Origin of the sequence: Butyrivibrio sp. MB2005 (assembly GCF_000424285.1) — a bacterium.
Lineage (GTDB): Bacteria > Bacillota > Clostridia > Lachnospirales > Lachnospiraceae > Butyrivibrio.
This window is the reverse complement of sequence record NZ_AUJP01000011.1, coordinates 167734-192354: the sequence shown is the minus strand read 5'-3', so window position 1 is coordinate 192354 and position 24621 is coordinate 167734. Positions and strand designations below refer to the sequence as shown.

The following is a 24621-nucleotide window of genomic DNA, read 5'->3' as shown; positions in this document are numbered from 1 at the left end:
TTTCCTTGTTAAAATTCTTCAGTATCGTCGATACCTACGAATTCATCGCTTTCCCCGAAATCCGCATAGTCATTCGGTGTATTTTGTAGTCCCTCCTCAGCTTCAAGGGCTGCCTGTTCTGCAGCCAGCCTCTCCGCTTCAGCCGCAGCCTCCGCAGCTGCAAGTTCGTCTGCCTCTCTTGCAGCTATAGCTTCTTCCTGAACGCTAATAGCATCATCTCTGGCCTGAACGAGGCCATTGAAGTGTGATACAAGCCACTCAAGAAGAAGTCCGGCTACAGTAAAAATGACAAGAGAAACAAAAAGTGTTGTAAGCCATTTCCCGATATCGTAATGCTGAAGGTAAGTGAAAATTGCTACAAACAAACTGCCTGACAGCATTACAAAAGCGGTTATAAGTCTTGTTTTTGGCGCTTCCGTCTTGACAATAACTTCAGTTCTTACATTTACTTTTTTCTCTTTTTCCTTTTTAGAATCTTCAGATTGTTCTTCTGATGTTTCTTCTAATTTTTCTTCGCTGTTTTCTTCTACTTTGCTCATATAGTCTTTTCCGGCTTACCGACAGCTCTTATGACAAAATCTCCATTTTCCGGGTAGAAAATAACCGTTCTACCATAAGATTCCCCTGTATCCTGCGCCAATATCGGAATATTCAACTCCTTTAGTTTTTTAATTGACGCTGCAACATTTCTTTCACCGACACGCATGGTTGCATTTGATGAGCTAAAAGCGAACATCTGCGCTCCACCTGCAATTTTGGCAACCAGTCTTGATCTGTTTGCTCCCTTTGCAACAACCTGCTTTATGAGTTCCTCAATGCCCGTGTCGGCAAATTTAGGAATGTTGGAGTTATTCTTAATTTCTTTGGAATCAGGTAGCATTACATGTGCAAGGCCACCAATTTTTGTCACAGGGTCTCTTACAGCTATACCCACACAGGAACCAAGGCCCAATGTCGTTATCCCGTCAGGACTTACGCAAATATTAAGATCAGCCATACCAACCTTGATTATTTGGCTCATGCATTAGCTCCTTATCCTGTAACTGTGATATCACCCATGCCAAGTGATGTCAGTATCTTACTGTAACCATCCATATCAGGAAGCAGGATAAAATATCCACTGAGTGTCTCTTCATCGAAGAAGCTGGTCTCGATCAAAAGAATCTTATCTCCCATCATGCCGAATTCTATCGCCGGAACTGAAAGTATTGCACCGGCCATATCAATCGCAATAAATGGAACAGAAGGCAGGAGCTTCAAGTTGGTTATCATTGACAGAGAGTTCAGATATGAACCTGTAATGATGTTTCCAACTTCCTTAATTGCTGAGAGCTCAGTCTCATCAAAAGGAACACTTTCATCCTTGTCTTTAATCCCCATGAGCATATTTACCAGATGTCTGGCAGCCTTCATTCCAAGCAGGAACATGATACTTCCGTTTATATCTCCCTCAACGCTAAGATATATACCGGTCATTATCTGCTCTGCTCCACCCATAAGGTCGCCAACATCCTTAAAGTCAAGAAGCTTTACCTGTGGAACAGACATATCCACCTTTGTATTAAGCATCTGTGCAAGTGCTGTCGTAGCGTTACCGGCACCGATGTTTCCAAGCTCCTTGAGTACATCAAAGTATTGACTGGACAGATTGTCCAAACTCATCTCACTCAAAGATTTTCCTCCTCATACTCTAGCTGTTTACGCTTTTACCTTGTCTTCCTCCATCTCAACCATGTTAAGATCGAGTATAGAAACGAGACCACCTTCATATTTACCTACGCCGCTGATAAAGCTGTTGATCTTTTTGCCTTTATCATTACTATAGGTAACCTTTTCAATGCTCTTACTTCCAAGCGTAAGTACCTGGTTAACCTGATCAACTATGATGCCGATAAGTGTATCTTCTTCTGCTTTAAGAATGATGATTCTGCTCTTATCGGTAATCTCATCCGGATCCATTTCCATTTTAAGTCTGAGACTCATTACAGGAACAATGACACCACGGATATTGATAACGCCTTTGAGATAATGAGCTACCTGAGGTACTCTTGTTATCTGCTGCATACGCACAATATTGTCAATGTACTTAATATCTATTCCATACTGTTCTTCGCCAAGACGGATAACTATATACTGAATAAGTTCACCCATGTCTTGTGTATCTCTAAGTTCATTCATAGTTATTTACCCTTTCCTGCGACTTTCGACGCAATAATCACAAAGCTGAAGGTTACGCGAGCTGGTTTGTATCGAGGATCAGAGCGATCTCACCATCACCAAGGATTGTAGCGCCGCTGATCATACGACATTTGCTCATATACTTACCAAGAGGCTTGATAACGATTTCCTGCTGTCCCATCAGTTCATCGATTACAAGACCGATCTGCTGATCACCCTTTCTGGTGATTACAACAACAAGATCTTCATCCTCAGCCTTTGTGCTTTCAGTTTCAAGAGCTCTGTTAACACGAATGATAGGAGTTACGTTGCCGCGGAGGTTGATAACTTCTTTGTTCTCAACTGTCTTAATGTCTGCGGGAGCAACATCCTCAATACTCTGGATGGAATCAAGAGGAATCGCATACTTCTCGTTTCCTACGATAACCATCAGAGCCTGTATAATAGCCAGTGTAAGAGGAAGTCTGATGATCCATGTACTTCCTTCACCGAGCTTAGTCTTAACATCAACTTCACCGGAGAGGGATTCAACCTTGGACTTAACTACGTCAAGACCAACGCCTCGTCCGGAAATTTCAGATACCTGCTTGGCAGTTGAGAATCCGGGATGGAAAAGGAGCTCAACAGCCTGCTTCTCTGACATGGAATCAGCCTGATCCTGAGTGATTACGCCCTTTTCAATAGCCTTATTCTTTACTGCTTCTGCATCGATACCATTACCATCATCACCAACCTCGATAACAACGCTGTTACCATCCTGATATGCATGAAGGAAAATCTGTCCTTCTTCAGGCTTACCGCGCTCTGCACGGAGCTCTGCTGACTCGATACCGTGGTCTGCACTGTTTCGAAGGAGATGCATCAAAGGATCACCGATCTCATCTACAACGGTTCTGTCCATTTCAGTATCTTCACCGGTCATGGTCAGTTCCATCTTCTTGCCAAGTGATTTATTAAGGTCACGGATCATTCTCGGGAACTTCTGCAGTACGCTCTCGATAGGAACCATTCGAACTTTCATGACTGATTCATGAAGGTTGGTTGTTACGCTTTCAAGATACTCAATCTGCTCATTAACTGATCCGCTTACTATTCCAGCTGAATTTGCTGCTGATATAAGTGAGTTCTTAGCGATAATAAGCTCACTAACCAGGTTCATGAGAACATCAAGTTTGTCGATATCAACACGGACTGTTCTGTTAACAACAGGCTTACCAACAGGCTTCTTGCCGCCAGCATCTTTTGCAGGTGCTGCTGCAGGCTTAGCTGCGGGAGCTGCTGCAGGTGCTGCCGGTGTTGCAGCTGCAGGTGCTGCTGCGGGTGCCGCTGCTGCAGGTGCTGCGGGCGCTGCTGCAGCTGCAGGTTCAGGATCTTCAGTACTTCTTGCAGTACTGGGATCAAATTCACCAATCTCACAATCCTCTATTTCAGAAACGTTCTTGACAATCTCTCTGATCTTGCCAACATCATCCTCATCAGTGGTTATGATCATGCTGAAGTTAAATTCAAATTTTTCGTCTTCAATATCCTGGGTAGAAGGTTCAGAAGCCGCAATTTCACCGATCTCCTCAAGTCCTTTGAATACGAGGAATGCTCTTGCTGCTTTAAGAATACAGGAATCCTGAATTTTGACATTGATTCCAAAGATTTTCTTGCCGCTTGCTTTTGCATCCTCAAGGCTGCCCTTAGCATCAGGATCAAGTTTGATCGCCCTGAAATCCTTTGTAGGATCAGCATCGGGAGCAGGTCCGTTTGCGGGAGCTGCTGCAGGTGCTGCTGCGGGTGCCGCTTCTGCTGCAGCGGGTGCTGCCTCAGCTGCAGGAGCTGCTGCAGGTGCTGCGGGCGCTGCTGCTCCGCCACCTGCTCTTATATCTGCAAGCGCTTTAATAAGGTTTGCGTTGGTCTCAGATCCTTCGTCCTGTGACTCTGTGATATTATCTACGTAAGCCTGAATAGCATCAAGACACTGGAAAAGGGTGTCTATCATACTACTGTCAATTTTGAGCGTGCCGTTACGCACGTCAGAGAAGACATCTTCCATATCATGGGTCAAATTCTGCATGTTTGTATAACCCATGGTTCCTGCCATTCCCTTCATGGAATGTGCAGAACGGAAGATATCATTAATAACATCCTCATTCTCCGGATCCTGCTCAAGCTGCATGATTGCATCATTCAGCGTCTGCAGATGCTCCTTTGATTCGTCGAGAAAGACGCCTAGATACTGAGAAACATCCATAATCCCTTTACCTCCATAAGAAAAGCGAACGTTTTCGAGAAGTAATCGGGAACCAGGCGTCGAAAAACAACACGGGAAGTTACATCTTAGTCTAAAGTCTTCGATGTAACTAAGTGGTACACCAGGTTCGTGAGGAACTTCATCAGGTGATCACTTAACTCCAACGTTCATTATTATTTCCTGGGCTACGTCATCAAGTGTAACGACCTGATTGACCAGACCAGCTGTTGCCACTGCCTTAGGCATGCCATAAACTGTGCAGGACGCTTCATCCTGTCCGATGACATGTACTTTTTTAACCGATTTCAGATTTTTTATTCCTTCTGTACCATCTGCACCCATTCCTGTGAGTACAACACAGCAAATCGTGTCGTAATCAGAATCCATGAGAGATTCATACATGAAGTTTGCACATGGTCTTACGCCCTCTCTTGTAGGACCATCTACATAGTGAATGGTGTGCTTGCCGCCGGATGTAATTATATGCATGTGCTTACCGCCCTTTGCGATATACACTGTACCAGCCTGAAGAACATCACCTTCCGCTGCTTCTTTTACACTTATCTCAGAAAGAGAATCAAGTCTTTCTGCAAGTGAAGCTGTGAAGCCTTCCGGCATATGCTGTACAAGTACAACCGGTGTTTTTAAGTTTTTAGGAAGTTTGGGAATAACCGCTTGAAGCGCACGAGGGCCGCCCGTAGAGCTTGCAATCGCAACGATTCGATTGCCGGTGACCTTGTCTGCATGCTTGCCGACGATTTCCACCACCTTACGAGAGGCTTTCATTTCATCGAGTGAGAAAGCCTTCGTACTTATCACAGGAGCCTTCGATTCGCATACCGCATCGAGTGTCCTGATAAGTGTTTTAGTGAAATCGTCGCCTCGGCATTCCGAAGCACGATCCGGTTTATGAATGAAGTCCAGAGCGCCAAGTTCAAGGGAATCCAATGTAACCTTCGCACCTTCTTTGGTGTCGGTACTACACATCATTACCTTTGCTCTGATCTTATTCTTATTGATCTCTTTGAGTAACGTAATTCCGTCCATACGAGGCATGTTTACATCGAGTATAACTGCGTCATAGGAATTCTTTTTCAGCAACTCAAGAGCTTCAATACCGTCTTTGGCCTTATCTACAACCTGAAATCTTGAATCTGAGTTTATAATATCACTAAGGACGGTTCTCATGAGTGCAGAGTCATCAACTAATAAAATTTTTTTCGACATTTAGTTTTGCTTCTTTCTAATTTTTCGTTCTTCCTCAAAGATAAAGTGAATAATATCTTCTCTGGAAGTCTCGTCAATGTAGGCGTACTGTATGCGGTGTTCATACAGTCCGGGCCTGTTTTCAAGTTCCTGTACCCTTAGTACGTTACACACCATTTCATACTCAACATTATTAATATTTCCTGGTAGTCTGTACGCACAATAAATCGTGCTGCCCTCCTCATATTGGAAGTTAGCGACAAATCGTAAACCACCACCACTGATATCTACTATCACGCTTCGCTGCAGCGGTTTGCTTGTGCCTATTAAAAGCCCCCAGTTTCTGCGGATGGCTTCTACCTCTTCCTCGGAGAAAATCCTGGATTTCAGTTCAAGTGCACAGCTAAATCTGTAATATTCTCGTCTTTGCAGCCTCTGCAGATTACTCAGAAGATCCAAAACAAGAATATAGACGTTGTTGCTTCGGTATCGGTCAACGATCCTTCCGTAACATTGGAACAGTCCTCTTGAGCTGTAGAAACACAGACTGTACTCCCCATCCACAGGAAGCAGCACCAATTTGCCTTTATCCATTGGCATCAGTACTTCTATCCTGTCCTCCGAGATTACGTCTGTAATCTTACTCAGATGGATTTTACGTGTGCGACTGTCCTCATCCATCCAGACCTTGCCGATTGCCTTTAGCTCGATTTTGTTACCGGGCGATATATAATCCGCAAGCATTTTCAGGTACCCCTCTTACCTTTATTTTATTGACCGGAATTTTGCTCTCCGGAACCTTTTTCGTTTAATTTCCTGCCTGTGATAATATGCGAGAAAAATGCAGCCATTCCGCGCGGCTTGATAATATCCGCTGCATTTTTGTCCGTAAGTCTCGCTGCAATCTGTTCAAACGCCTTCGCCGATTTTGCGTTGGGATACTGTATTGAAACAGGAGTCTGCTGCATAACGCCTCTTGCAAGACTCTGATCCTGTGGTATCTCTCCAAGATACGAAAGCGGAAGCTTCAAATATCTGGCAACAACAGCATTGAGCTTGTTAAAGAGCTGCTGTCCCTCTTCAGTGGAAGCTACCCTGTTGGATACAACCTTGATCATGGTGTTTTCCTTTGAAAATCTGGGCTGTTGATTAAGTGCCTTCAAAAGCGAATATGAATCGGTAATGGAAGTGGGTTCGGGAGTGGTAACAAGAATGATCTCACCACTTGCAACCAAAAACTCCATTACGGCATTGGAAATACCCGCACCTGTATCGATTATTATCGTATCTGCAATTGCATCTAGTTCTGCCAGATTAACAATTATATAAACAAGATAGTCCCTGCTTAAATCATACATTCCCGAGATTCCGGAACCGCCTGAAATAAATCCAACGCCTTCAGGTCCCCAGGTAATGATATCCTTTATATTTTTGCCCTGATAAATAAGATCGCTTAGATTATGCTTGGGTACTGTTCCAAACATTATCTCAATATTAGCAAGTCCAAAATCCGCATCAAGTATGATTACTCTCTGACCCATTCTGCGAAACTGTATCGCAAGATTGATAGCCACATTGGACTTACCTACGCCTCCCTTACCGCTTGTAACGGTAATTATTCTGGCAAGCGGCCTTGTAGGGGCATTTTCTGCCTTAATTATTCTTCTAAGCTGTTCAGCCTGATCCATAAATATACCTGTTTCTATTTTATCAAAATCTGTAAAAATGTCGACATTTTATTGTAAATTAGTATAGCGTTTAATGACCGCTCAATAAGCTCTTAACACTTCTTTGCGCATCAAAAACAGCAATATCACTGGGAACATTTTGACCATTTGTAATATAGGACATGGGAGCTCCCGTGTGCATGTGAATATTGTAAAGATTACCCGCAGAACTGGTCTCGTCCATTTTGGTGAAAATAAGCTTATAACGGACAAGCTGCGAATAACCATCTGCTATCTCTATAAGATCTCTGTACTTGGTGGTTGCGCTCAAAACAAGATAATTCTCTGTTTCTACAAGCTCTTCCAGGGCTTTGATAAAGCCCACCATATTCTGCTTCTGTTCCTCGTTGTGGAGGCTGTGACCTGCGGTATCCACCATAATGTAATCATAATCCTTGAAATCTTCTGCAGCCTGTTTAATCTCATCAACAGAATAAATAACACGGAAAGGGATCTCCATGATGGTGGCATAGGTTCTGAGCTGATCTGCAGCAGCGATTCTGTATGTATCCACAGTCAGAAGTGCAACCTTTTTCTTTTGATTGATTCTAAGTTCTGATGCAAGCTTGGCAATGGTTGTGGTCTTACCAACACCTGTAGGGCCTATGAAAATCTCAGCGATTGGTCCCTCGGATGACGGAGGCTTTATGGTATCAGCCGCACCAAATTTAAGAACCATTTTCTGATATACATTAGCAAGTACATAATCCATAGGAATATTGGGCTTGCTGACTTTTTCAACTTCATCTGTAAGCTGGTTGACATAAACCTCGTCAACCTCGCTCTCAATAAGCGAATTGTAAAGAACCTTAACAAAAGTAATTGTCTCTTCAGAAAGAGTATTACTCTCTTCTTTATCCTCATCCTTCTCATTTTTAAGGTTCTTCTCAATAAGGTTATGAAGACTGTCAAGCTTCTCCTCGATTGCGCTGTTATCTTCATTCACAGACTCAGTGACAGTCTTGGCAGGCTCTGATTCTCTTCTGTCATGGTTCTTGGAAGTCACCTCTTCGTGATCAGAAGCTCCCACCTTAAGAGGCGGAATCTCGCCTGATTCCTGGGCTTTAAGGAGCTTTTCACCAATGCTGGCATTAGATGGTTGGGCAGGCTTAACTGTCTTTTGCGGCTGCACATTATTGGGTCTTATGGGCCTTGTCACCTTGGAGGGCTCATCTTCAAGTGCTACCGTCACTTCTATTCTTGGCGGAGCAAAAATAGCAAAGAAGCCGCTCTTTTTCACCGGGCGTACATTCATTATGACTATGTTGTCACCCAGCTCCTTCTTCGCAATTTCCGTAGCCTCTGATTCAGTTTTTCCGGTATATTTTTTAATAATCATATTATGCCGCTACCATCCCAACTGACTGCATTTCAACATTAGGTTCTACTTCGTTGTAGGATATCACGATCAAATCCTTGTAATAATCCTCAGTCATTTTCTTAAAGTACATACGAACTATAGGTGATGTCATGATAATAGGCACTCTGCCTGCATCCTCAAGCTTCTTGGCCTGCTCACCAACTGATTTAAGTATTGCCTTTGTCCTGGCGGGATCAAGGGTGATATACGCGCCGGTCTCTGTCTGCTTAACAGAATCCATGATCTCTTTCTCAATCTTGGGATCAAGCGTAATAACACTGGTGGTCTCACCGGGATAGAAATATTTACTTGATATCGCTCTTCTAAGGCTCTGTCTCACATATTCTGTGAGGATATCACTATCATGGGTTGAAGGTGCATAGTCTGCCAGAGTCTCGAAAATAGTAACAAGATCTCTGATGGATATGCCTTCGCTGAGAAGATTCTGAAGTACCTTCTCAATCTCACCAAGAGACATAAGCTTGGGTGTAAGTTCATCAACAAGAGCAGGATTGTTCTCCTTGAGATTGTTGACAAGATTCTGTACATCCTGTCTGGTGAGAAGCTCAGCAATATGATTCCTGATAACCTCTGTAAGGTGAGTAGCAATGATTGAAGGCGGATCAACAACAGTATAACCAAGAGACTCCGCTCTCTCCCTCTGGCTCTCTGTGATCCATGTTGCAGGGAGGTGGAAGGAAGGCTCGTAAGTAGGAATACCGGTGATCTCTTCATCCGCATTGCCGGGATTCATAGCCATATAGTGGTCAAACAGAATCTCGCCATCGCTGACCTGTATACCCTTTATCTTAATTATGTATTGGTTCGGATTAAGCTGGATATTATCTCTAAGTCTGATAATAGGAACAACGGTACCAAGCTCAAGAGCAATCTGTCTTCTGATCATTACGACACGGTCAAGAAGGTCACCGCCCTGATTTACATCAGCAAGGGGAATAATTCCATAACCAAACTCAAGCTCGATGGGATCAACCTGCAAAAGACTGGTAACATTCTCAGGCTGTCTGATCTCCTCTGCCTGCTGCTCCTCCTCTGCCATTACCTCTTCCTCTGTATGAGCAACGGTCTTCTGTCTGTCCATCATAAAGCCAAGGGCTGCCACAAATCCGCCAAGAGGAATATAAAGAACATTGGGCAAAGGTGTAAGTATACCAAGGGCTGCCACAATCGCACCTACAAGATACAAGGTCTTGGACATGCCAAATAACTGTCCGATAAGGGCAGGTCCAAAATCAGCCTCTTTACTACCCTTGGTTACAAGGATACCTGTACTGAGTGATACAAGAAGTGAAGGAATTGAACTTACAAGACCATCACCCATTGTGAGGATTGAATATTTATCAAGAGCCTCTGTGATAGGAAGCTGCTGTCTCAAAACGCCCATCAAAATACCACCGACGATATTGATAACGGTGATAATAAGGCCGGCAACGGAATCTCCCTTAACATACTTCGTAGCACCGTCCATGGCACCGAAGAAGCTTGCTTCGTTCTGGATCTTCTCACGTCTCTCCTTAGCTTCCTGATCTGTGATAGCGCCGGTATTAAGGTCGGCATCGATAGCCATCTGCTTACCGGGCATAGCATCCAAGGTGAAACGGGCTGATACTTCAGCTACACGTTCAGAACCTTTGTTGATTACCATGAACTGAACAAGGATAAGCATCGCATAAACGATGGCACCAATGATCAGGTCACCTGCACCAACGAAGGAACCGAATACTTCGATAACCTTACCGGCATCACCACCTGTAAGAATAAGTCTGGTGGATGATACGTTAAGCGCTATTCTGAATATTGTGGTGAACAAAAGGATTGTAGGGAAGAATGACATGTCCAAAACTTCCTTAGAGAACATCGCCGTAAACAATATGACAAAAGAAAGTGACATATCGAAGGCGAGAAGGAAGTCCATCAGCCATGTCGGAATGGGGATAATAAGCATCATTACAGCCGCAACGAAATAAAGTGCAACGCCGTAATCAAATGCACGTTTTCTGATAGTTTCAAGGATGTTATTCATCTAATGCTCCCCCTTTCCCCATTTTTACATACTTATACACTTCTAGTATATCGCATACTATATCTTGTATTCAAGAGAAAAATGAAGCACAAGTATAACATCTATGTCAAAATATTAATTTTCGAGCAAATATAGTTTAAAAGCAGGCTCTGTGACCTTATACCCTGCCCTGAAGGTGATATACGAAAGCAAGGACTTCTGCGACAGCCTGGTAAAGCTCCGGAGGTACAAACTCGCCCACCTCAACATTTGCATAAAGCATACGTGCCAGTGGCTTATTTTCTACGATTTCAATATTGTTTTCCTTAGCTACATCTTTTATCTTCTGAGCCAGATAATCTTCACCCTTGGCAATAACTCTCGGAGCCTCGTCAAGATCGGCGTCATAGGAAATTGCAACAGCGTAATGAGTAGGGTTGGTGATGACTACGTCAGCTTTGGGAAGTTCTTGCATCATACGGCGCTGGGAAGCCTGCTGCATCCTTCTTCTCTGCTGGCCTTTGATCTGAGGATCTCCTTCAGTGTTCTTGTATTCATCTTTTACTTCCTGCTTGGTCATCATCATATCCTTACGGAATTTCCTGCGCTGGAAAATAACATCCGCAGCTGCGATTATGACATAAACGGCAGCTATTCTGATTCCGATATCTATGACCGTATGCCCCATGAGGCCGATCGCCTGTGACAGAGGCATATCATAAAGCGTAAAAAGCGATGCAGAAACACCTGTAAAATAGTTATATACAACAAAGCCAATGATTATTATTTTTCCGATAGCCTTGAACAGCTCAAAAATAGATCTTGTAGAAAAAATCTTTTTAAAACCGCTTATAGGGTTCAGCTTGCTCAGCTTTGGCTGTAAAGGTTTGGTAGTGATCTTCCATCCTACCTGCGCTATGTTTGCAATAAGTCCTATCAGAATAGCCGCAGCAAAAAAAGGAAATGCCAGCATAAACACTCTGACTAAAGCTTGATTCATTACGGTCTTAATATTTTGAAGCGGCAATAAGCCATCGTACATGGTGGTAAACTCCGGGATCTGCCCATACACATAGTTGAACATTCCCGTAAAGCTCTCTGCCATATATCCATAAAGGAGTCTAAGCAAAATAAAAAGCGCAAGAAGGCCGGCCGCATTTCCAACCTCACGGCTGTTCGCAACCTGTCCCTCATCTCTTGCATCCTGCAGCTTTTTAGCGGTAGGCTCTTCAGTTTTCTCACCGCCGGGGCCATCTGCAAAGAACTGCAGATCATAACAAAGAAGCATTTCTGTATTAAATTTTCCCGCTTCTTCAAATAAGATCATCAATAAATGCCCTCATAAGCACCTTCATATTGGTAAAAATAAAGTCAGATGCATTATATAAAAGTGTGCTGGTCATATACATAAGAGTAAGTCCCAAAATAAGCTTAAGCTGCATACCTACGGCAAACATGTTCATCTGAGGAGCTACTCTTGCAAGCACGCCTAAAATAACGTTAACCACAAATGTAACAATGAAAATCGGAAGACAGATTCTAAATCCAATAACCATATAAGCACCAAAAAATGTAAGCATGGAATCAAGAAGCTTATCCGAGTGGAACACAGCGCCGTTTACAGGAATAAGTGTAAAAGAATCAGCAAGGGCTGATACAAGATACCTGTAAAGACCGCTCACAAGCATCATTCCCATAAATGCATACTGATAAATACCTGCTGAAACAGATACCTGCTCTCTTGAACCGGGAGACATGATCTGAACCATGGACAAGCCCACCTGCATATCCACTACCTGACCTGCCAGCGTCGATATCATGGTGCAAATCTGAGCCGCATATCCAATTAAAAGTCCTGTAAAAAACTCCTTGGCAACAATTACGGTAAAGCCAAGTATCGTATCGTAATCCAGTGTCTGAACCGGCGCAGTACCATACAAAAGAATGGATAGAAACATGGAAAAGCATATTCTTACCCATTGAGGTGTATTACTCATACTGAAAAAGGGTGCCACATAAACAAACATAGTCACCCTTACAAGAATAAGCAAAAATATTTCAAGATCACCAAAGGTGAAGCTGTAATCTATCAAATCCTCTTACCCCACACCTAATGTATATACAAGCTAAAATCAGACCAGATTTTAGTTACATAGTTAGCAAGCTCTGTAAGCATCCAGTTACCAAGAACCATAAGTGCCAAAAAGGTAAGGATTATTTTGGGAACGAATGTCAGTGTCTGATCCTGAATCGATGTAACCGTCTGAAAAATCGAAACCGCAAGACCCACGATCAAGGACACCAAAAGAACAGGAACTGCTATTTTTATTACCATAAACAGGCCATTACCCATGATCGCAGTGACGTCATCAACTGTCATAATCCTCCTCCTTTCTAGTAGAACGTCTTAACAAGACTACCGATTATCAGATTCCAACCATCAGCAAGAACAAAAAGCAGAATCTTGAATGGCATTGAAATAGTCGTAGGCGGCAGCATCATCATACCCATACTCATAAGTACCGACGATACTACCATGTCTATGACGATAAACGGTATAAATATCAAAAATCCTATAATAAATGCGGTTCTAAGCTCGCTTATAAGAAAGCTTGGAATAAGTACCGCATTGGGAATTGTCTCAAGCTGACCATCCCATTCCATCTGATCGATTTCCATGAAAAGACGAACATCCTTGGTCTGAGTCTGACCATACATGAACTCTCTTATAGGTTTCATTCCAAGATCAAAAAGCTCCTGCTGCTCAATCTCTCCTCTCTCAAAAGGCTGTATCGCAGTATCATAGACCTCTGTGAGAGTGGGCTGCATTATGAAAAATGTAAGGAACAGAGCAAGTCCCATAAGCACCTGGTTCGGCGGAGCTGTCTGGGTAGCTATGGCTGCCCTTGTAAAATGCAGAACAATGATGATTCTGGTAAAACAGGTCATCATTATCAAAAGGAACGGAGCAAGGGCAATAAGAGTCAGAGTAATAAGAATTCTCAGAGCTCCGTTAATTGTGCCGTTACCATTGTCATAGGTTACCGTAACGGTATTTGCTATATTAAGTTCCTTTAGATCATCTGCATCCTTTGACTCTCCGGCTTCGTGAATATTGGTTCTTTCACTGTCAGTTCCTGTCAAATGCGTCTCTCTGTCCCTTGTGGGATCAGTCGTATGCGTATCATCCACATAAGAAGTGGATGCCTTGGCGGTTATGGGACTTATTCCATAACCAAAAAAAATCATAACAAAAGAAAGGCATAAACACAGAATGCCTCTCCTAAGCCATGATTCTCTCTTCTTTACTCCCCTAAAACTTTTCATACCTTACTTCTTCTTAAACCTGTCCATCATTTTACTAAGCTCCTTACTAAAATCAGGAATCTCAGCCTTTGTAAATTCCGGCGGTTTGTATTCATCTTGCGTTAATTCCGTAAGCAACGTCACACTGTCTTTACTGACAGAAATAACAAGATACTTTGATGCAACCCTGATTATCTGAATATATTTGGTATTAGATAATCTCTGGGTCTCAAGGATCTCAATATTTCCGCCTGCCACATTATTCTTCTGGTATTTGGCGATCCACATTGTTACATAATAAGTGGCACCAAGTACCAGAATAAAAATGATAAGTACAGTGATAAGCTGCGAAATAGATGCTACTGACATTTATTTTGCCTTTTCATTTATTGTACTATTTCAGTTACGCGGACGCCGAAGCTCTCCTCAATTACTACAACCTCTCCCTTTGCAACGAACTTGCCGTTTACGAGAACGTCAACGGGTTCACCGGCAACCTTCTCAAGCTCTATGATAGTACCGGGTGCAAAGTCAAGAATGTCAGAAATCGCTTTTGCGGTTCTTCCAAGCTCAACGGTTACCTCCAAAGGAACATCCTTGATAAGTCCGATATTCTCTCCGGCAGCCATTGCGGGATTGCCTCCTGCAAAGCTCTGGAACTGAGCCGGCTGAACATTCATATTCGGCATCATCTGAGGCATCATCATCTGAGGCATCATCTGCATGCCCATCTGAGGCATTCCCATTTGAGGCATACCCATCTGCGGCATTCCCATCTGAGACATATCCTGAGCAGGCATTCCCATATCAGGCATAGGCGCTGCTGCGGGAGCAGGAGCCGGTGCGGGAGCAGGTGCTGCTTCTGCAGGGGCTTCAGACTGATCTGCACCATCAGCACTTACAGTATCCTTAAGACTCTTAGCAAAGTCTACAGGATAAAGCTGCATCAGAGTTGAATCTACCAGATCACCGATCTGAAGCTTGAATGTAACTCTACAGAAAGTTCCTGTAAGGAAATCAGATATATCACTGGGATCATCATCAATCATATCAAGAAGCGTTGCAACCGGCGGGCTGATATCAACCTTCTGACCAGTCATGGTAGAAAGTGATGTTGCTGCTGCACCCATCATCTGGTTCATTGCTTCTGAAATAGCTGACAGCTGAAGTTCTCCAACCTCACCATCAGTATTGGTTCCGTCACCACCCATCATAAGGTCTGTGATAACCATAACGTCATGCTCTTTAAGTATGAGGATATTGGTTCCTTCAAGACCTACGGTGTATTTAATCTGAATGAAAACACAGGGCTTTTCATAGTTATCAAGCACTGTATTCCAGTTTGCAAGCTCTACCTGTGGCGTTGTGATATTAACCTTCTGATTTACAAGGGAATACAATGTCGTTGCAGAGGAGCCCATACTGATATTGGCAACCTCTCCAATGGCATCCTTTTCATCATCCGTCAAAAGACTCTCGTCAATTTCTGCGGCCTGGAAACCAGAGCCGCCCGAAGGAGCACTTCCTGCATCTGCTGCAGGGGCGTCTGCGGGAGCATCTGCCGGGGCATCTCCGCCTCCTGCATCTCCACCACCTGATGTGTCCATACCGGCGAGCAGGGCATTAATTTCGTCTTGTGAAAGCATTCCATCCATGCTGCTACTCTTCCTCCTCTCTTACTACCGACGTTATTCTGACGGCATACTTATCTTTCGTAGTTCCCGGCAAAGCCGTAAATTTGTAAATATCCCCTACATATACCTGCAGTTCGCTATTTACCTGATTATCAAGTCTGATAATATCGCCTCTTTGAAGCGATACGAAATCACTTACTGAAACATTACATTTTCCAAGTACTGCTTTTACAGGCACATCCACATGTCTTACAAGGAATTCAAGATGATCACCGTAAGTGTCATCATCATGCTTCTGCATTGTTGAGAACCAGAACTTGGTATTGAGCTTATCCATGATGCTCTCCAGTGTGAAGTAAGGAAGACAGATATTCATAAGACCTTCTGTATCACCTATCTTCATATTGAGAGTTACGATGGCGATCATATCTGTAGGAGATATAACCTGAGCAAACTGTGGATTAGTCTCAATCCTCTCCATTATGGGATTGATGGCTATAACGTTCTCCCAAGGCTCAACCATAAGCTGCATACATATAGTAATCAGCTTCTCAATAAGAGGCATCTCGATATCGGTGAAGGGTCTTGGTTTATCAATACCTGTTCCCTCTCCTCCAAGCATTCTGTCTATAAAGGAAAAACCGATATTGGCCTGAAGCTCCATTATTATGGTTCCCTGCAAGGGCAGGAAATTTATGATACCCAAAATTACAGGGTTACTAAGTGCATTACTAAATTCCGAATAGGTAACCGTTTCTGAGTTCGCAACCGAAACCTGTACGTTTTTTCTAAGATACAAAGGAAGTGTTGTGGACAACAATCTTCCATAATGTTCATAGATCATCTCCAGGGTTCTCAGGTGCTCCTTAGAGAACTTGGCAGGACGTTTGAAGTCATAGTCCTTGACCTTTTTCTCATCGGTAGCTGACATCTGATCTACGTCGAGTTCACCCGTATTAAGCGCCGCCAGTAGGTTATCTATCTCATTTTGTGATAATACTTCACTCAAGCGCAGACCACCTCAATTCCATAAAAACAACCATAAACTCTTTTCATACTCCCCAATAATTACTGATAAACCTTGCTGCTGAAGCTTACATCATATATAAAGCCTGATCCGAAGATCTCCTGGATCTCCTCAAGGAGTGTAGCTTTTGCTTCATCCTCATACTGTCTGATTTCATCAAGTGTATATGAGCCTATAACCTCTGTAATCTTCGACTTTATCATATCCTCATAAGTAGGAAATTTCTCAGCGTTTCCATAGGTCTCATAATCCGGATTGGATGTATCCATGGAAAGAACCACTGTAGCAAGCATGTAATGTGTTTTGCCATCACCGCTGTCCTTAAGGGTGATAGTCATATCTGCTATCGTATAGTTACTTACGTTTGCTATATCAACATTGCCCGTAGCAGATCCTGAAAATCCCTGACCATTTTCACCGCCGTTAGCTTCTATCTGCAATGCAGCAGCTATATCGCCGATGAGCTTTACCGCCTGGTTATTGGTAGTAAGTACTGTCAGCATCATAAAACCCGTCATAACAGTATTCACTAAAAGAAGTGCCAGGATAATAATTGAAAGCAGATTCTTTTTCATGTTTTTCTCCCTCACATTTTATGATTACCAATCCTTAATACATAGGACTTAAAGGATTGTAAATACGAATCTCTACTCGTCTGTTCTTGGAGCGTCCCTCAGGTGTTGAATTATCAGCCACCGGCTCATATTCACCTCTTCCTGAGTGCTTAAGGTTAGCAGGATCAAGAGTTGTATTCTCAACAAGGTAATAGAATACAGAAAGGGCACGGCCATCACTAAGCTCGTCATTATTACTGTACTTACCTGCTCTGTTCATGGGAACATTATCTGTGTGTCCCTCAATCTCTATGGTGCCTCCGGCATATCTCTCAAGTACAGCTCCAACCTTATTAAGGATTGTTTCAGCACCGGGCTTAAGCACCGCTTCACCTGAATCAAACAGGATTGCACCCTGTAGTGTCAGCTGAACAAACTGACTGGTGAAATTCACATCAATCTGGTTTGAAATATCCATAGCATCTAAAGATTCAGAAACCTGAGCTGCAAGCTGTTCGGAAGCCTTAAGCTGTTCCTGCTCAAGCTCTTCCTTGGCTTCCTCCGCTGTGGGGGTAGCTGCTGCGCTTTCGCTTTCAGAACCGGTACCTTCAGCATCACCCTCAGTCCCTGAACCTTTATTTTCAGCATCTTCCTCGGAATCTGCACCGCCGGTTCCGGGATTTATTCCTGATGAATCACCGTTTTCATTAACACCGGCTCCTCCGTTTTCACTGGCATTCTCGCCGGTTGTATCGGTAACATCTTCATTCTGAGAGCCGGACTGTGAAATACCCATTGAAATTATGTAATTGGAAAGCTCGTTGAGCTGTGAAATACCATCTCCGACAAGTGCTCCCTGTCCCAAAGCAGCTTCACCGCCATTGAAAATACCAAATGCTGAACTGAATGACGCAGCTATTTCTTCAAACTTGGCAGCATCCATATTCGCCATTGAGAAAAGCAACACGAAGAAACAAAGGAGAAGGTTCATCAGATCACCGAATGTACCCTGCCAGGCCGGCAAGCCGGGCTTTATTTCTTCCGGTTTTTTAGCCATTACTCTCCGCCTCCATCGCCTGTGCCATTCTCTGCCTCATAAGCTGCTCTGTTTGCAGGTGACAGGAATGACTTAAGCTTCTCTTCAGTAACACGGGGGTTCTCCCCGGCCTGAATTGACAAAAGTCCCTCTATGACAATACTTTTCATTGTATATTCTGCGTTATCTCTTGCTTTTAGCTTATTCTCAGCAGGGAAACAGAACCAGTTCGCAAGAACTGAACCGTAGAACGTCGTGATGAGGGCAACCGCCATGGACGGTCCGATTGATGACGGATCTGACATGTTCTGTAGCATCAGAACCAGTCCAAGCAGTGTTCCGATCATTCCCCAGGAAGGTCCCATACCTGCAACATCACCGAAGAATGAATAGTTCTCTTTATGTCTCTCGGACATGGCATCTATCTCTGCCTCAAGAATTCCCTTAACAAGCTCGGGCTCAGTACCGTCGACAATAAGCATAACGCCCTTTTTCATGAAAGCGTCCTCGATATTGCCGGCAGCTTCTTCCAGAGCAAGAAGGCCTTCCTTTCTGGCTGTATTGGAAAGATCTATAATCTGCTTGATAACAGTCTTGGTGTCATCAGCGGGCATTTTAAAAATAAGTGTGTAGGATTTAAGTCCGCTGATAAAACTGGGCAGACTTCTTGAAGCCAAAACCGCCATAAAAGCTCCACCGAAAGTTATCATGGCCGACGGAGCATCCAGGAAGTATTTAACACCCGTGATACCTGCCGAAAACACGATACTCAATATCATGAAAATGAAACAAAGGCCAATGCCAAGTATTGATCCTATATCCACTTAGTTTACCCCCTCATAAAAGTAATAGTAAAATATCGGATTATCAGCTATGTGATCCACTGCCCTGCGAATCACGTCGCTCATTACATTTCTTCATTATTTCGGAAATGGTCTCCTGAACTATGAGCTTCCTTCCGTTGGCCATTATGATAACGGTATCGGGATTAGCTTCCACCGTCTCTATAAGGTCTTCATTAACAAGTATTGCCCGGCCATCCATTTTGGTAATCTCAATCATTCCAAATCTCCGAAATTGAAACAAAATTACATTATTTAATAAGATAATTTCATTTTATCACGCTTTTTTCGTTTTTGTATGCATGAAATACCGAAAAACAAGGGATTTGCATTTTTATTTCAATTTTTTTCAAAAATTATGAAATAATATTTCATGCAATATCTTGTGCATAATATCAATTGCATTATACAACATATCGTGATTTATTTAAAGTTTTAATAACGTTTTTTGTCTCCGGAATTGTAAAAGGTAAATCTTTAATGTTTTTTTCTGATTAGTTTATCCGGTGTTTATAATCTTTTGAAAGAAATTTGAATTTGAATATGGTTTTTTTGAATTTTTATTTCATTATATATAGCATAATTATGAAATTAATTTTCAGAGCCGCAACTCCACCATCTCCCTTCAATTTTTCTAACCAAAACTAAATACGAAAATAGGCCAGGACCTGTATTGCCCTGACCTATTCTGATTTTGCCCCCTACCAGGTTCTCCTCTTCCGAAGAGGTTCTTCCTATTTTCCCCCGAACCTCTACGGGTGATTACCTATTATCTCTTAAGGTTTGTAAGCTCCTCAAGGAGTGTATCTGATACTGTAATGATTCGGCTGTTAGCCTGGAATCCACGCTGAGTTGTGATCATGCTTGTGAATTCACTTGAAAGATCTACGTTACTCATTTCCAGTACGCCGGTTGTGATGTAGCCACCATCTGATGTTACATCCTGAACCTTAGCTTCACCGGAGTTAAGTGTCTGGCAGTAGAGGTTGTCACCCTGCTTTTCAAGACCGGATGCATTTGCAAACTCTGCTGTAGCGATCTGTCCAAGAAGCTTTGTCTGGCCGTTTGAATATGTTGCGTAGATTGTTCCGTCCTTACTTACAGTCATACCATTCATGGTACCAACTGCTCTACCTGTCTTAAGGCTTGCAAGGTCACCCTTTACAGCTCCGATTGTGGATGTTGCCATGGTGTTGTAGTTTGTTGTTGATGATAAATCCATGTTAACATCTGTGAAGCCTGCCATCTTGGGCTGTCCGTCGATAACCGCATCCTGCTGGAAGTTAAGTGTGATCTTTTCTTCAGGCTGAACGATATCACCGGTCTTTGCGTTGTACTTAAGTGTAATGCTGTTGTTTACAATCTGAAGACTTCCGTCATCAAGAATGTGGTATGTAAGTGTCTCGTAGTTCTCTGCTGTTGCATCAGGTGTATAGTTATAAACATCTGCAAAGAAATCTGCTGTTGCTGTTGCATCATTGATTTCTGATACGTATCCTGTTCTGGGAACTGCATCATATACGATTTTGCCTTCTTCACTGGCATTTCTGAAGGTTGCTGTGGTCTCATCCACGTCAACTTCAAATGTGAGCTGTGTTTCTTTTGTGGTCTTTGTAATCTCGTAAGTATTAACACCGGCTGTATTCATTGTACCGATAGTGAGCTTAGAGCCATCTTCGCTGATTGAATATGTAACGTCATCACCTGAAGGTGTGTAGCCGTAAACAGCTGTGAGTATATTCTTCTGGCTGTTTGTAAGGTTTGCTACTGTACCTGTAAGCGGAACAGCTGTGTCAACTTCTGACTTGTTGTTTCTAAATACGATGTTTGATCCTGTATTCAGAAATACTGAGTATGCTTTGTCGTTTACATAAGCACCTTCTTCTGACTTGGTGGATGTTGTCTTGGTGATCGTCATCTCACCTGTATCCTTATTTATTGAATACTTGTATGTAAATGATGCATTTCCTTCTGTTGCGGGGATATCAGATGCTGACATTCCGTAGCACTTAAGAAGGTCTATTGATGTAGCGTCGTTTGCAAGAAGTGTTCCTTCAAGAGGATAAGTCAGATCATCACTTCTGTTATTGAAGATAGCATGGTTATTTGCTGTATCTGCCTTGAAGGTGTATGCTGTCCTACTGTAACCAACCGTACTTGAAGATGCGGATTCCTTAATTGTGTCCTTTAATACTGTGAGATTGCCATCTGCGATTGTGTATCTGTAGACATAGGTCTCATCGCCTGCTGTGTTCTGTGCAATAAGATCAGCTTTGTTGATACCCATATCTGCAAGAAGAGAATCGTCTGATGCCTGGCTGAGTGTTCCACTCTTGGGTACGTTTGTCTGTGATCCAAAGTTTACAGTGTTATCATCTGTTCCGGGTGTTGTAGAAAGATTTGTTGCATAGAATGCCTCATCGTTGGTGGTTGTTCTGGTTGTAACTGAAAGGCCGCCGGTTGTAGGATCTATGCTGTAAGTGTAGGTCTTAAATGTATTATTATTTACCTGGCTCTTGTAATCAGAACTCTTAAGTCCGTAAATCTTAAGTATCTCAGAAGGAAGTCCTGTTGAGAATGTTGTTGTTGCAAGATTTACAGTAATATTTGTTTCGCTGTTTGTGTCATTGAAGGTAATGGTTGTTCCTGTGCTGCTAACCATATCAAAAGGTGCCTGAACTGTAGCTGTCGATTCTGAGTATGAGTTAGTTGTAAGTGAAAGACTTGATACACCGTCACTTGAAATCGCATATGTGTAGGTCTTATCATCTGAAAAATCAAGACTTGCTACATCAAGACCAAACATTGTGTTCAGTACTTCCATCTGCTTATCGCTGAGCTGGTCTGCTGACTTTATCTCAACGCTTCTGGGTACTGTTGCATAGCTTGAATTGGTGTATGTTCCATAAGTGAAAGTTGTATCTGTTGATGCATTCTTGAAGAACTGTCCAAGATTTACAGATTCCTTATCTGATGCATCTACAGGGAATACGCTTATAGAACCATCTTCATTGATTGTGTAATAATCTGTACTTGCTACTGTATTGTCTCCGCCGAGACCAACTGTGAGGTTGTAAACATTCCTAAGGAGTGTGGGTGCCTTTTCAACGAGACTTGAGATGGATCCTGATGCAGGAATTCCGCTGTATGCGGTTGAACCTGAAGGATTTCTGAAGGTAACGTTCTTAGCTCCTACTGTTGCTGTGTAGTTAATTGTTGTAACTGTCTTTGTCCAGGAATTACGAAGTCCGTAGTTAGCTTCTTCGTTGTCGCCGTCTGTAAAGCTTACATAGCTGAGCTTTTCAGCGCCGATTGTATTTCCGTTAGAATCGAGGATGTCCTCGAGAGTCATTGTATATGTGTGCTCAAGATCGTTTACATCTCGAACTGCGAATTTTGCTGTATAGAGATAACCTAAGTTGTCATAGAACTCAAGAGTAACTGTTTTTCCGTTATCGCTTGTGATGTTTGTGTCGTGAGCATCGATATTTCCGCTTACAACAGCCTCTGTTGTTCCTTCCGGAGGATAAGTCATGTTTTCAGCACTCATAAGCTGAAGCTTGCCTACTCCACCGTTTGTGTTAACTGTGATTTCACCTGTTGTCTCATCTTCTACAGCTGTCCATCCGTATACGAAATAACCGGTTGACTGCATTGCCAGGTTGCCTGCACCGTCAATGTAGAAGGAACCGTCTCTTGTATACATGGTCTGGTTTCCATCATTAACAATATAGAAGGCATCACCGGTAATACGCATATCAAAAGGATTATTTGTTGTTTCTGTTGCGCCTTGCTGTGTGATGGCCGTAGCGATGGCACCGGATTTAGCACCAAGACCGATCTGTCTTGCGTTTATACCACCGGTAGTCTCGGTTGCACGGGATGCACGCTGTGTGGTCTGATACATCAGATCACTGAAGGTGATTGACTGTGACTTGTAGGATGTTGTATTGACATTGGCGATGTTATTACCGATAACATCCATTTTGACCTGGTGGGTCTTAAGTCCTGCAACACCAGAAAAGAGTGATCTCATCATAAGGCATGTCCTCCTGATTAGACATAAAGTCAGAGGGACGGGTCACATATTAAGTTGACAGTTTGGGATTTGAGATTTGAATTTGAATTCCTTCTGTCGGTCGGGAATTCTTTGACCTCCTTAGATACTCACCTGTCTGTGTGAGCTTACGGATGCTCTGCCCAACATCCTCGGTCCGGTCTGTTTTCTCGTATCCTTTTGTCTCCTAAAGTTATGCGATTACCGCTCCGTCTATATTGGTAAATACGTTACTGCCAGTTTCCTGACTGTCCATTGCTGTAACAACTGTGCTGCTTGGTACGTTTACGATGAATGCAAGCTGATCTACCAGGATAAGCGAGTCATTTATTCCTTTCGCACTTGCCTGATTCCTTGCGTTATTCAGGCGGTTCATCTGATCAGTAGTAAGTTCGATGTTACGGTCGTTTAGTCTGTTCGATGCATGCTTTGAAAATTTAACACCGTCCCTTGAGTTTTCGATCTGGCTGAGGATCTTACCGAAGTCTGAATTCTGTACGCCGACTGTTCCTCTGCCTTTTTCTGTTTTATTTATGGGATACTGATTCTGAACCTGCTCTATGGAAAGGAATCCGCTGTTATTATGAATCATTTACGGCTTTCTCCTTTCTCAAAATAAAACACAAAGTTCATTTGCTGTACCGATATATATTTCGGTCAAATAATCAAAAACATAACCATCTTTAACAAATTTTTTATATTTATTAAGCGGTTGTCTCTGATCCTCCTTCGTTGTTGCTTTCGGTATTTGTACTTTCTGTTTTTGTTGCTTTTTCAGCCTGCTGCTTCTCGTACTCTGTTTCATTCTTTACAGCTTCTGTTACAAGCTCATCTGCTCTTGCCTTATACTTTTCAAGCTCTGTGATGTACTTCTTGTCTACAAGTGCAATTGCGTCACTGGACATGTTCTGATAGAAGTTGTATGCCGTGTAAATATCATTTGCGTGTGTGTAATTCAGATTGTTGTAATCCGGGAACTTCTCAATCATTTCTACCAGATCATCTGCCTGATCATGAGCTTCAACGAACTTGGAATCTGCTACGCTACTAACAGTATCCATCTTGTAGTCCTTGCCATCGATGTTAAGGTATGCTTCTCCACCGCTGTAGGTTACATAGTCAACCTTGCCCTGAACCTTGTTTCCATTATCGTCGGTAACTATTACTGTTTTACCAACCATCTCGGACGCTCTGGACATTGCAAAGGATTCTGCCATGTTGGAGAGCTGCTCAACCTGCGTAAATGTTGCATACTGATTGATGTACTCAGTATTGGATGTAGGCTCAAGAGGATCCTGATACTTCATCTGTGCACAGAGAATGTTCATGAAAGCGTCTTTGTCATAACCGTTGGATGTTTTCTCCTTTTTTGCACTGGAGTTGTTGGTATCGACAACTTTTCCATTCTCTACTACTGCGTTAACACTCATCC

At 42.8% G+C, this 24621-nt stretch carries 24 protein-coding genes; all 24 read right to left on the bottom strand.

Annotation, left to right across the window (positions count from 1 at the left end):
• Nucleotides 1-8 precede the first annotated feature (8 nt).
• The gene (locus tag G610_RS0107590) at nt 9-539 is read right to left on the bottom strand and encodes a hypothetical protein (RefSeq protein WP_026524315.1); all 531 of its coding nucleotides are present in this window, start codon (nt 537-539) and stop codon (nt 9-11) included.
• Nucleotides 536-1021: a chemotaxis protein CheD gene (locus G610_RS0107585; RefSeq protein WP_026494497.1), complete on the bottom strand. Its 486-nt coding sequence runs from the start codon at nt 1019-1021 to the stop codon at nt 536-538. Before G610_RS0107585 ends, G610_RS0107590 begins: the two co-directional genes overlap by 4 nt.
• Before the next feature lie 11 nt (nt 1022-1032).
• Nucleotides 1033-1671: a chemotaxis protein CheC gene (locus G610_RS0107580; RefSeq protein WP_026524314.1), complete on the bottom strand. Its 639-nt coding sequence runs from the start codon at nt 1669-1671 to the stop codon at nt 1033-1035.
• A gap of 27 nt (nt 1672-1698) precedes the next feature.
• Entirely contained in the window at nt 1699-2178 is a 480-nt protein-coding gene (locus G610_RS0107575) for a chemotaxis protein CheW (RefSeq protein ID WP_051197822.1), read from the bottom strand.
• 52 nt (nt 2179-2230) lie between these two features.
• Complete coding sequence (locus G610_RS0107570; protein ID WP_026524312.1) at nt 2231-4417, bottom strand: chemotaxis protein CheA; 2187 nt, start codon at nt 4415-4417, stop codon at nt 2231-2233.
• Nucleotides 4418-4567: 150 nt separating this feature from the next.
• Nucleotides 4568-5644: a protein-glutamate methylesterase/protein-glutamine glutaminase gene (locus tag G610_RS0107565; RefSeq protein WP_026524311.1), complete on the bottom strand. Its 1077-nt coding sequence runs from the start codon at nt 5642-5644 to the stop codon at nt 4568-4570.
• On the bottom strand, nt 5645-6367 hold the full coding sequence (locus G610_RS0107560) for a flagellar brake protein (RefSeq protein WP_026524310.1): 723 nt from the start codon (nt 6365-6367) through the stop codon (nt 5645-5647).
• 26 nt (nt 6368-6393) lie between these two features.
• Nucleotides 6394-7311, bottom strand: a complete 918-nt coding sequence (locus G610_RS0107555) for a MinD/ParA family protein (RefSeq protein WP_026524309.1) — start codon at nt 7309-7311, stop codon at nt 6394-6396.
• Nucleotides 7312-7381: 70 nt separating this feature from the next.
• On the bottom strand, nt 7382-8689 hold the full coding sequence (gene flhF, locus G610_RS0107550) for a flagellar biosynthesis protein FlhF (RefSeq protein ID WP_026524308.1): 1308 nt from the start codon (nt 8687-8689) through the stop codon (nt 7382-7384).
• 1 nt (nt 8690) lies between these two features.
• Nucleotides 8691-10754, bottom strand: a complete 2064-nt coding sequence (gene flhA, locus G610_RS0107545; RefSeq protein WP_051197820.1) for a flagellar biosynthesis protein FlhA — start codon at nt 10752-10754, stop codon at nt 8691-8693.
• A 157-nt stretch (nt 10755-10911) separates the two neighbouring features.
• A complete protein-coding gene (flhB, locus tag G610_RS0107540) occupies nt 10912-12060 on the bottom strand; it encodes a flagellar biosynthesis protein FlhB (RefSeq protein ID WP_026524306.1) in 1149 nt (382 codons plus the stop codon).
• Nucleotides 12047-12826 (bottom strand): flagellar biosynthetic protein FliR, encoded by a 780-nt coding sequence (locus G610_RS0107535; RefSeq protein WP_026524305.1) that lies wholly within the window; start codon nt 12824-12826, stop codon nt 12047-12049. Before G610_RS0107535 ends, flhB begins: the two co-directional genes overlap by 14 nt.
• A gap of 17 nt (nt 12827-12843) precedes the next feature.
• A complete protein-coding gene (gene fliQ, locus G610_RS0107530; protein WP_026524304.1) occupies nt 12844-13113 on the bottom strand; it encodes a flagellar biosynthesis protein FliQ in 270 nt (89 codons plus the stop codon).
• 14 nt (nt 13114-13127) lie between these two features.
• Complete coding sequence (fliP, locus tag G610_RS0107525; protein WP_026524303.1) at nt 13128-14060, bottom strand: flagellar type III secretion system pore protein FliP; 933 nt, start codon at nt 14058-14060, stop codon at nt 13128-13130.
• A gap of 3 nt (nt 14061-14063) precedes the next feature.
• The gene (locus G610_RS0107520; protein WP_026524302.1) at nt 14064-14408 is read right to left on the bottom strand and encodes a FliO/MopB family protein; all 345 of its coding nucleotides are present in this window, start codon (nt 14406-14408) and stop codon (nt 14064-14066) included.
• Nucleotides 14409-14425: 17 nt separating this feature from the next.
• Nucleotides 14426-15694: a flagellar motor switch phosphatase FliY gene (fliY, locus tag G610_RS0107515; RefSeq protein WP_026524301.1), complete on the bottom strand. Its 1269-nt coding sequence runs from the start codon at nt 15692-15694 to the stop codon at nt 14426-14428.
• A 4-nt stretch (nt 15695-15698) separates the two neighbouring features.
• On the bottom strand, nt 15699-16682 hold the full coding sequence (gene fliM, locus G610_RS0107510; RefSeq protein WP_026524300.1) for a flagellar motor switch protein FliM: 984 nt from the start codon (nt 16680-16682) through the stop codon (nt 15699-15701).
• Nucleotides 16683-16741: 59 nt separating this feature from the next.
• Entirely contained in the window at nt 16742-17275 is a 534-nt protein-coding gene (locus G610_RS0107505) for a flagellar basal body-associated FliL family protein (RefSeq protein WP_026524299.1), read from the bottom strand.
• 34 nt (nt 17276-17309) lie between these two features.
• The gene (locus G610_RS0107500; RefSeq protein ID WP_026524298.1) at nt 17310-18311 is read right to left on the bottom strand and encodes an OmpA family protein; all 1002 of its coding nucleotides are present in this window, start codon (nt 18309-18311) and stop codon (nt 17310-17312) included.
• The gene (locus G610_RS0107495; RefSeq protein WP_026524297.1) at nt 18311-19114 is read right to left on the bottom strand and encodes a motility protein A; all 804 of its coding nucleotides are present in this window, start codon (nt 19112-19114) and stop codon (nt 18311-18313) included. Before G610_RS0107495 ends, G610_RS0107500 begins: the two co-directional genes overlap by 1 nt.
• 43 nt (nt 19115-19157) lie before the next feature.
• Nucleotides 19158-19352 carry a flagellar FlbD family protein gene (locus tag G610_RS0107490; RefSeq protein ID WP_026524296.1) on the bottom strand — a complete coding sequence of 65 codons (195 nt, stop codon included), beginning with the start codon at nt 19350-19352 and terminating at the stop codon, nt 19158-19160.
• A 549-nt stretch (nt 19353-19901) separates the two neighbouring features.
• Nucleotides 19902-23171 carry a flagellar hook-basal body complex protein gene (locus G610_RS23775; protein WP_051197818.1) on the bottom strand — a complete coding sequence of 1090 codons (3270 nt, stop codon included), beginning with the start codon at nt 23169-23171 and terminating at the stop codon, nt 19902-19904.
• Nucleotides 23172-23382: 211 nt separating this feature from the next.
• Nucleotides 23383-23781 carry a TIGR02530 family flagellar biosynthesis protein gene (locus tag G610_RS0107480; protein WP_026524295.1) on the bottom strand — a complete coding sequence of 133 codons (399 nt, stop codon included), beginning with the start codon at nt 23779-23781 and terminating at the stop codon, nt 23383-23385.
• A 112-nt stretch (nt 23782-23893) separates the two neighbouring features.
• Nucleotides 23894-24619 carry a flagellar hook capping FlgD N-terminal domain-containing protein gene (locus tag G610_RS22080; protein ID WP_051197816.1) on the bottom strand — a complete coding sequence of 242 codons (726 nt, stop codon included), beginning with the start codon at nt 24617-24619 and terminating at the stop codon, nt 23894-23896.
• Nucleotides 24620-24621 lie beyond the last annotated feature (2 nt).

Bases quoted from the DNA above. Each gene is read 5' to 3' on its own strand.
- G610_RS0107590 (WP_026524315.1), bottom strand. From the start codon at position 539: ATGAGCAAAGTAGAAGAAAACAGCGAAGAAAAATTAGAAGAAACATCA.
- G610_RS0107585 (WP_026494497.1), bottom strand. From the start codon at position 1,021: ATGAGCCAAATAATCAAGGTTGGTATGGCTGATCTTAATATTTGCGTA.
- G610_RS0107575 (WP_051197822.1), bottom strand. From the start codon at position 2,178: ATGAATGAACTTAGAGATACACAAGACATGGGTGAACTTATTCAGTAT.
- G610_RS0107570 (WP_026524312.1), bottom strand. From the start codon at position 4,417: ATGGATGTTTCTCAGTATCTAGGCGTCTTTCTCGACGAATCAAAGGAG.
- G610_RS0107565 (WP_026524311.1), bottom strand. From the start codon at position 5,644: ATGTCGAAAAAAATTTTATTAGTTGATGACTCTGCACTCATGAGAACC.
- G610_RS0107560 (WP_026524310.1), bottom strand. From the start codon at position 6,367: ATGCTTGCGGATTATATATCGCCCGGTAACAAAATCGAGCTAAAGGCA.
- G610_RS0107555 (WP_026524309.1), bottom strand. From the start codon at position 7,311: ATGGATCAGGCTGAACAGCTTAGAAGAATAATTAAGGCAGAAAATGCC.
- flhF (WP_026524308.1), bottom strand. From the start codon at position 8,689: ATGATTATTAAAAAATATACCGGAAAAACTGAATCAGAGGCTACGGAA.
- flhA (WP_051197820.1), bottom strand. From the start codon at position 10,754: ATGAATAACATCCTTGAAACTATCAGAAAACGTGCATTTGATTACGGC.
- flhB (WP_026524306.1), bottom strand. From the start codon at position 12,060: ATGATCTTATTTGAAGAAGCGGGAAAATTTAATACAGAAATGCTTCTT.
- fliQ (WP_026524304.1), bottom strand. From the start codon at position 13,113: ATGACAGTTGATGACGTCACTGCGATCATGGGTAATGGCCTGTTTATG.
- fliP (WP_026524303.1), bottom strand. From the start codon at position 14,060: ATGAAAAGTTTTAGGGGAGTAAAGAAGAGAGAATCATGGCTTAGGAGA.
- G610_RS0107520 (WP_026524302.1), bottom strand. From the start codon at position 14,408: ATGTCAGTAGCATCTATTTCGCAGCTTATCACTGTACTTATCATTTTT.
- fliY (WP_026524301.1), bottom strand. From the start codon at position 15,694: ATGGATGGAATGCTTTCACAAGACGAAATTAATGCCCTGCTCGCCGGT.
- G610_RS0107505 (WP_026524299.1), bottom strand. From the start codon at position 17,275: ATGAAAAAGAATCTGCTTTCAATTATTATCCTGGCACTTCTTTTAGTG.
- G610_RS0107500 (WP_026524298.1), bottom strand. From the start codon at position 18,311: ATGGCTAAAAAACCGGAAGAAATAAAGCCCGGCTTGCCGGCCTGGCAG.
- G610_RS0107490 (WP_026524296.1), bottom strand. From the start codon at position 19,352: ATGATTGAGATTACCAAAATGGATGGCCGGGCAATACTTGTTAATGAA.
- G610_RS23775 (WP_051197818.1), bottom strand. From the start codon at position 23,171: ATGATGAGATCACTCTTTTCTGGTGTTGCAGGACTTAAGACCCACCAG.
- G610_RS0107480 (WP_026524295.1), bottom strand. From the start codon at position 23,781: ATGATTCATAATAACAGCGGATTCCTTTCCATAGAGCAGGTTCAGAAT.
- G610_RS22080 (WP_051197816.1), bottom strand. From the start codon at position 24,619: ATGAGTGTTAACGCAGTAGTAGAGAATGGAAAAGTTGTCGATACCAAC.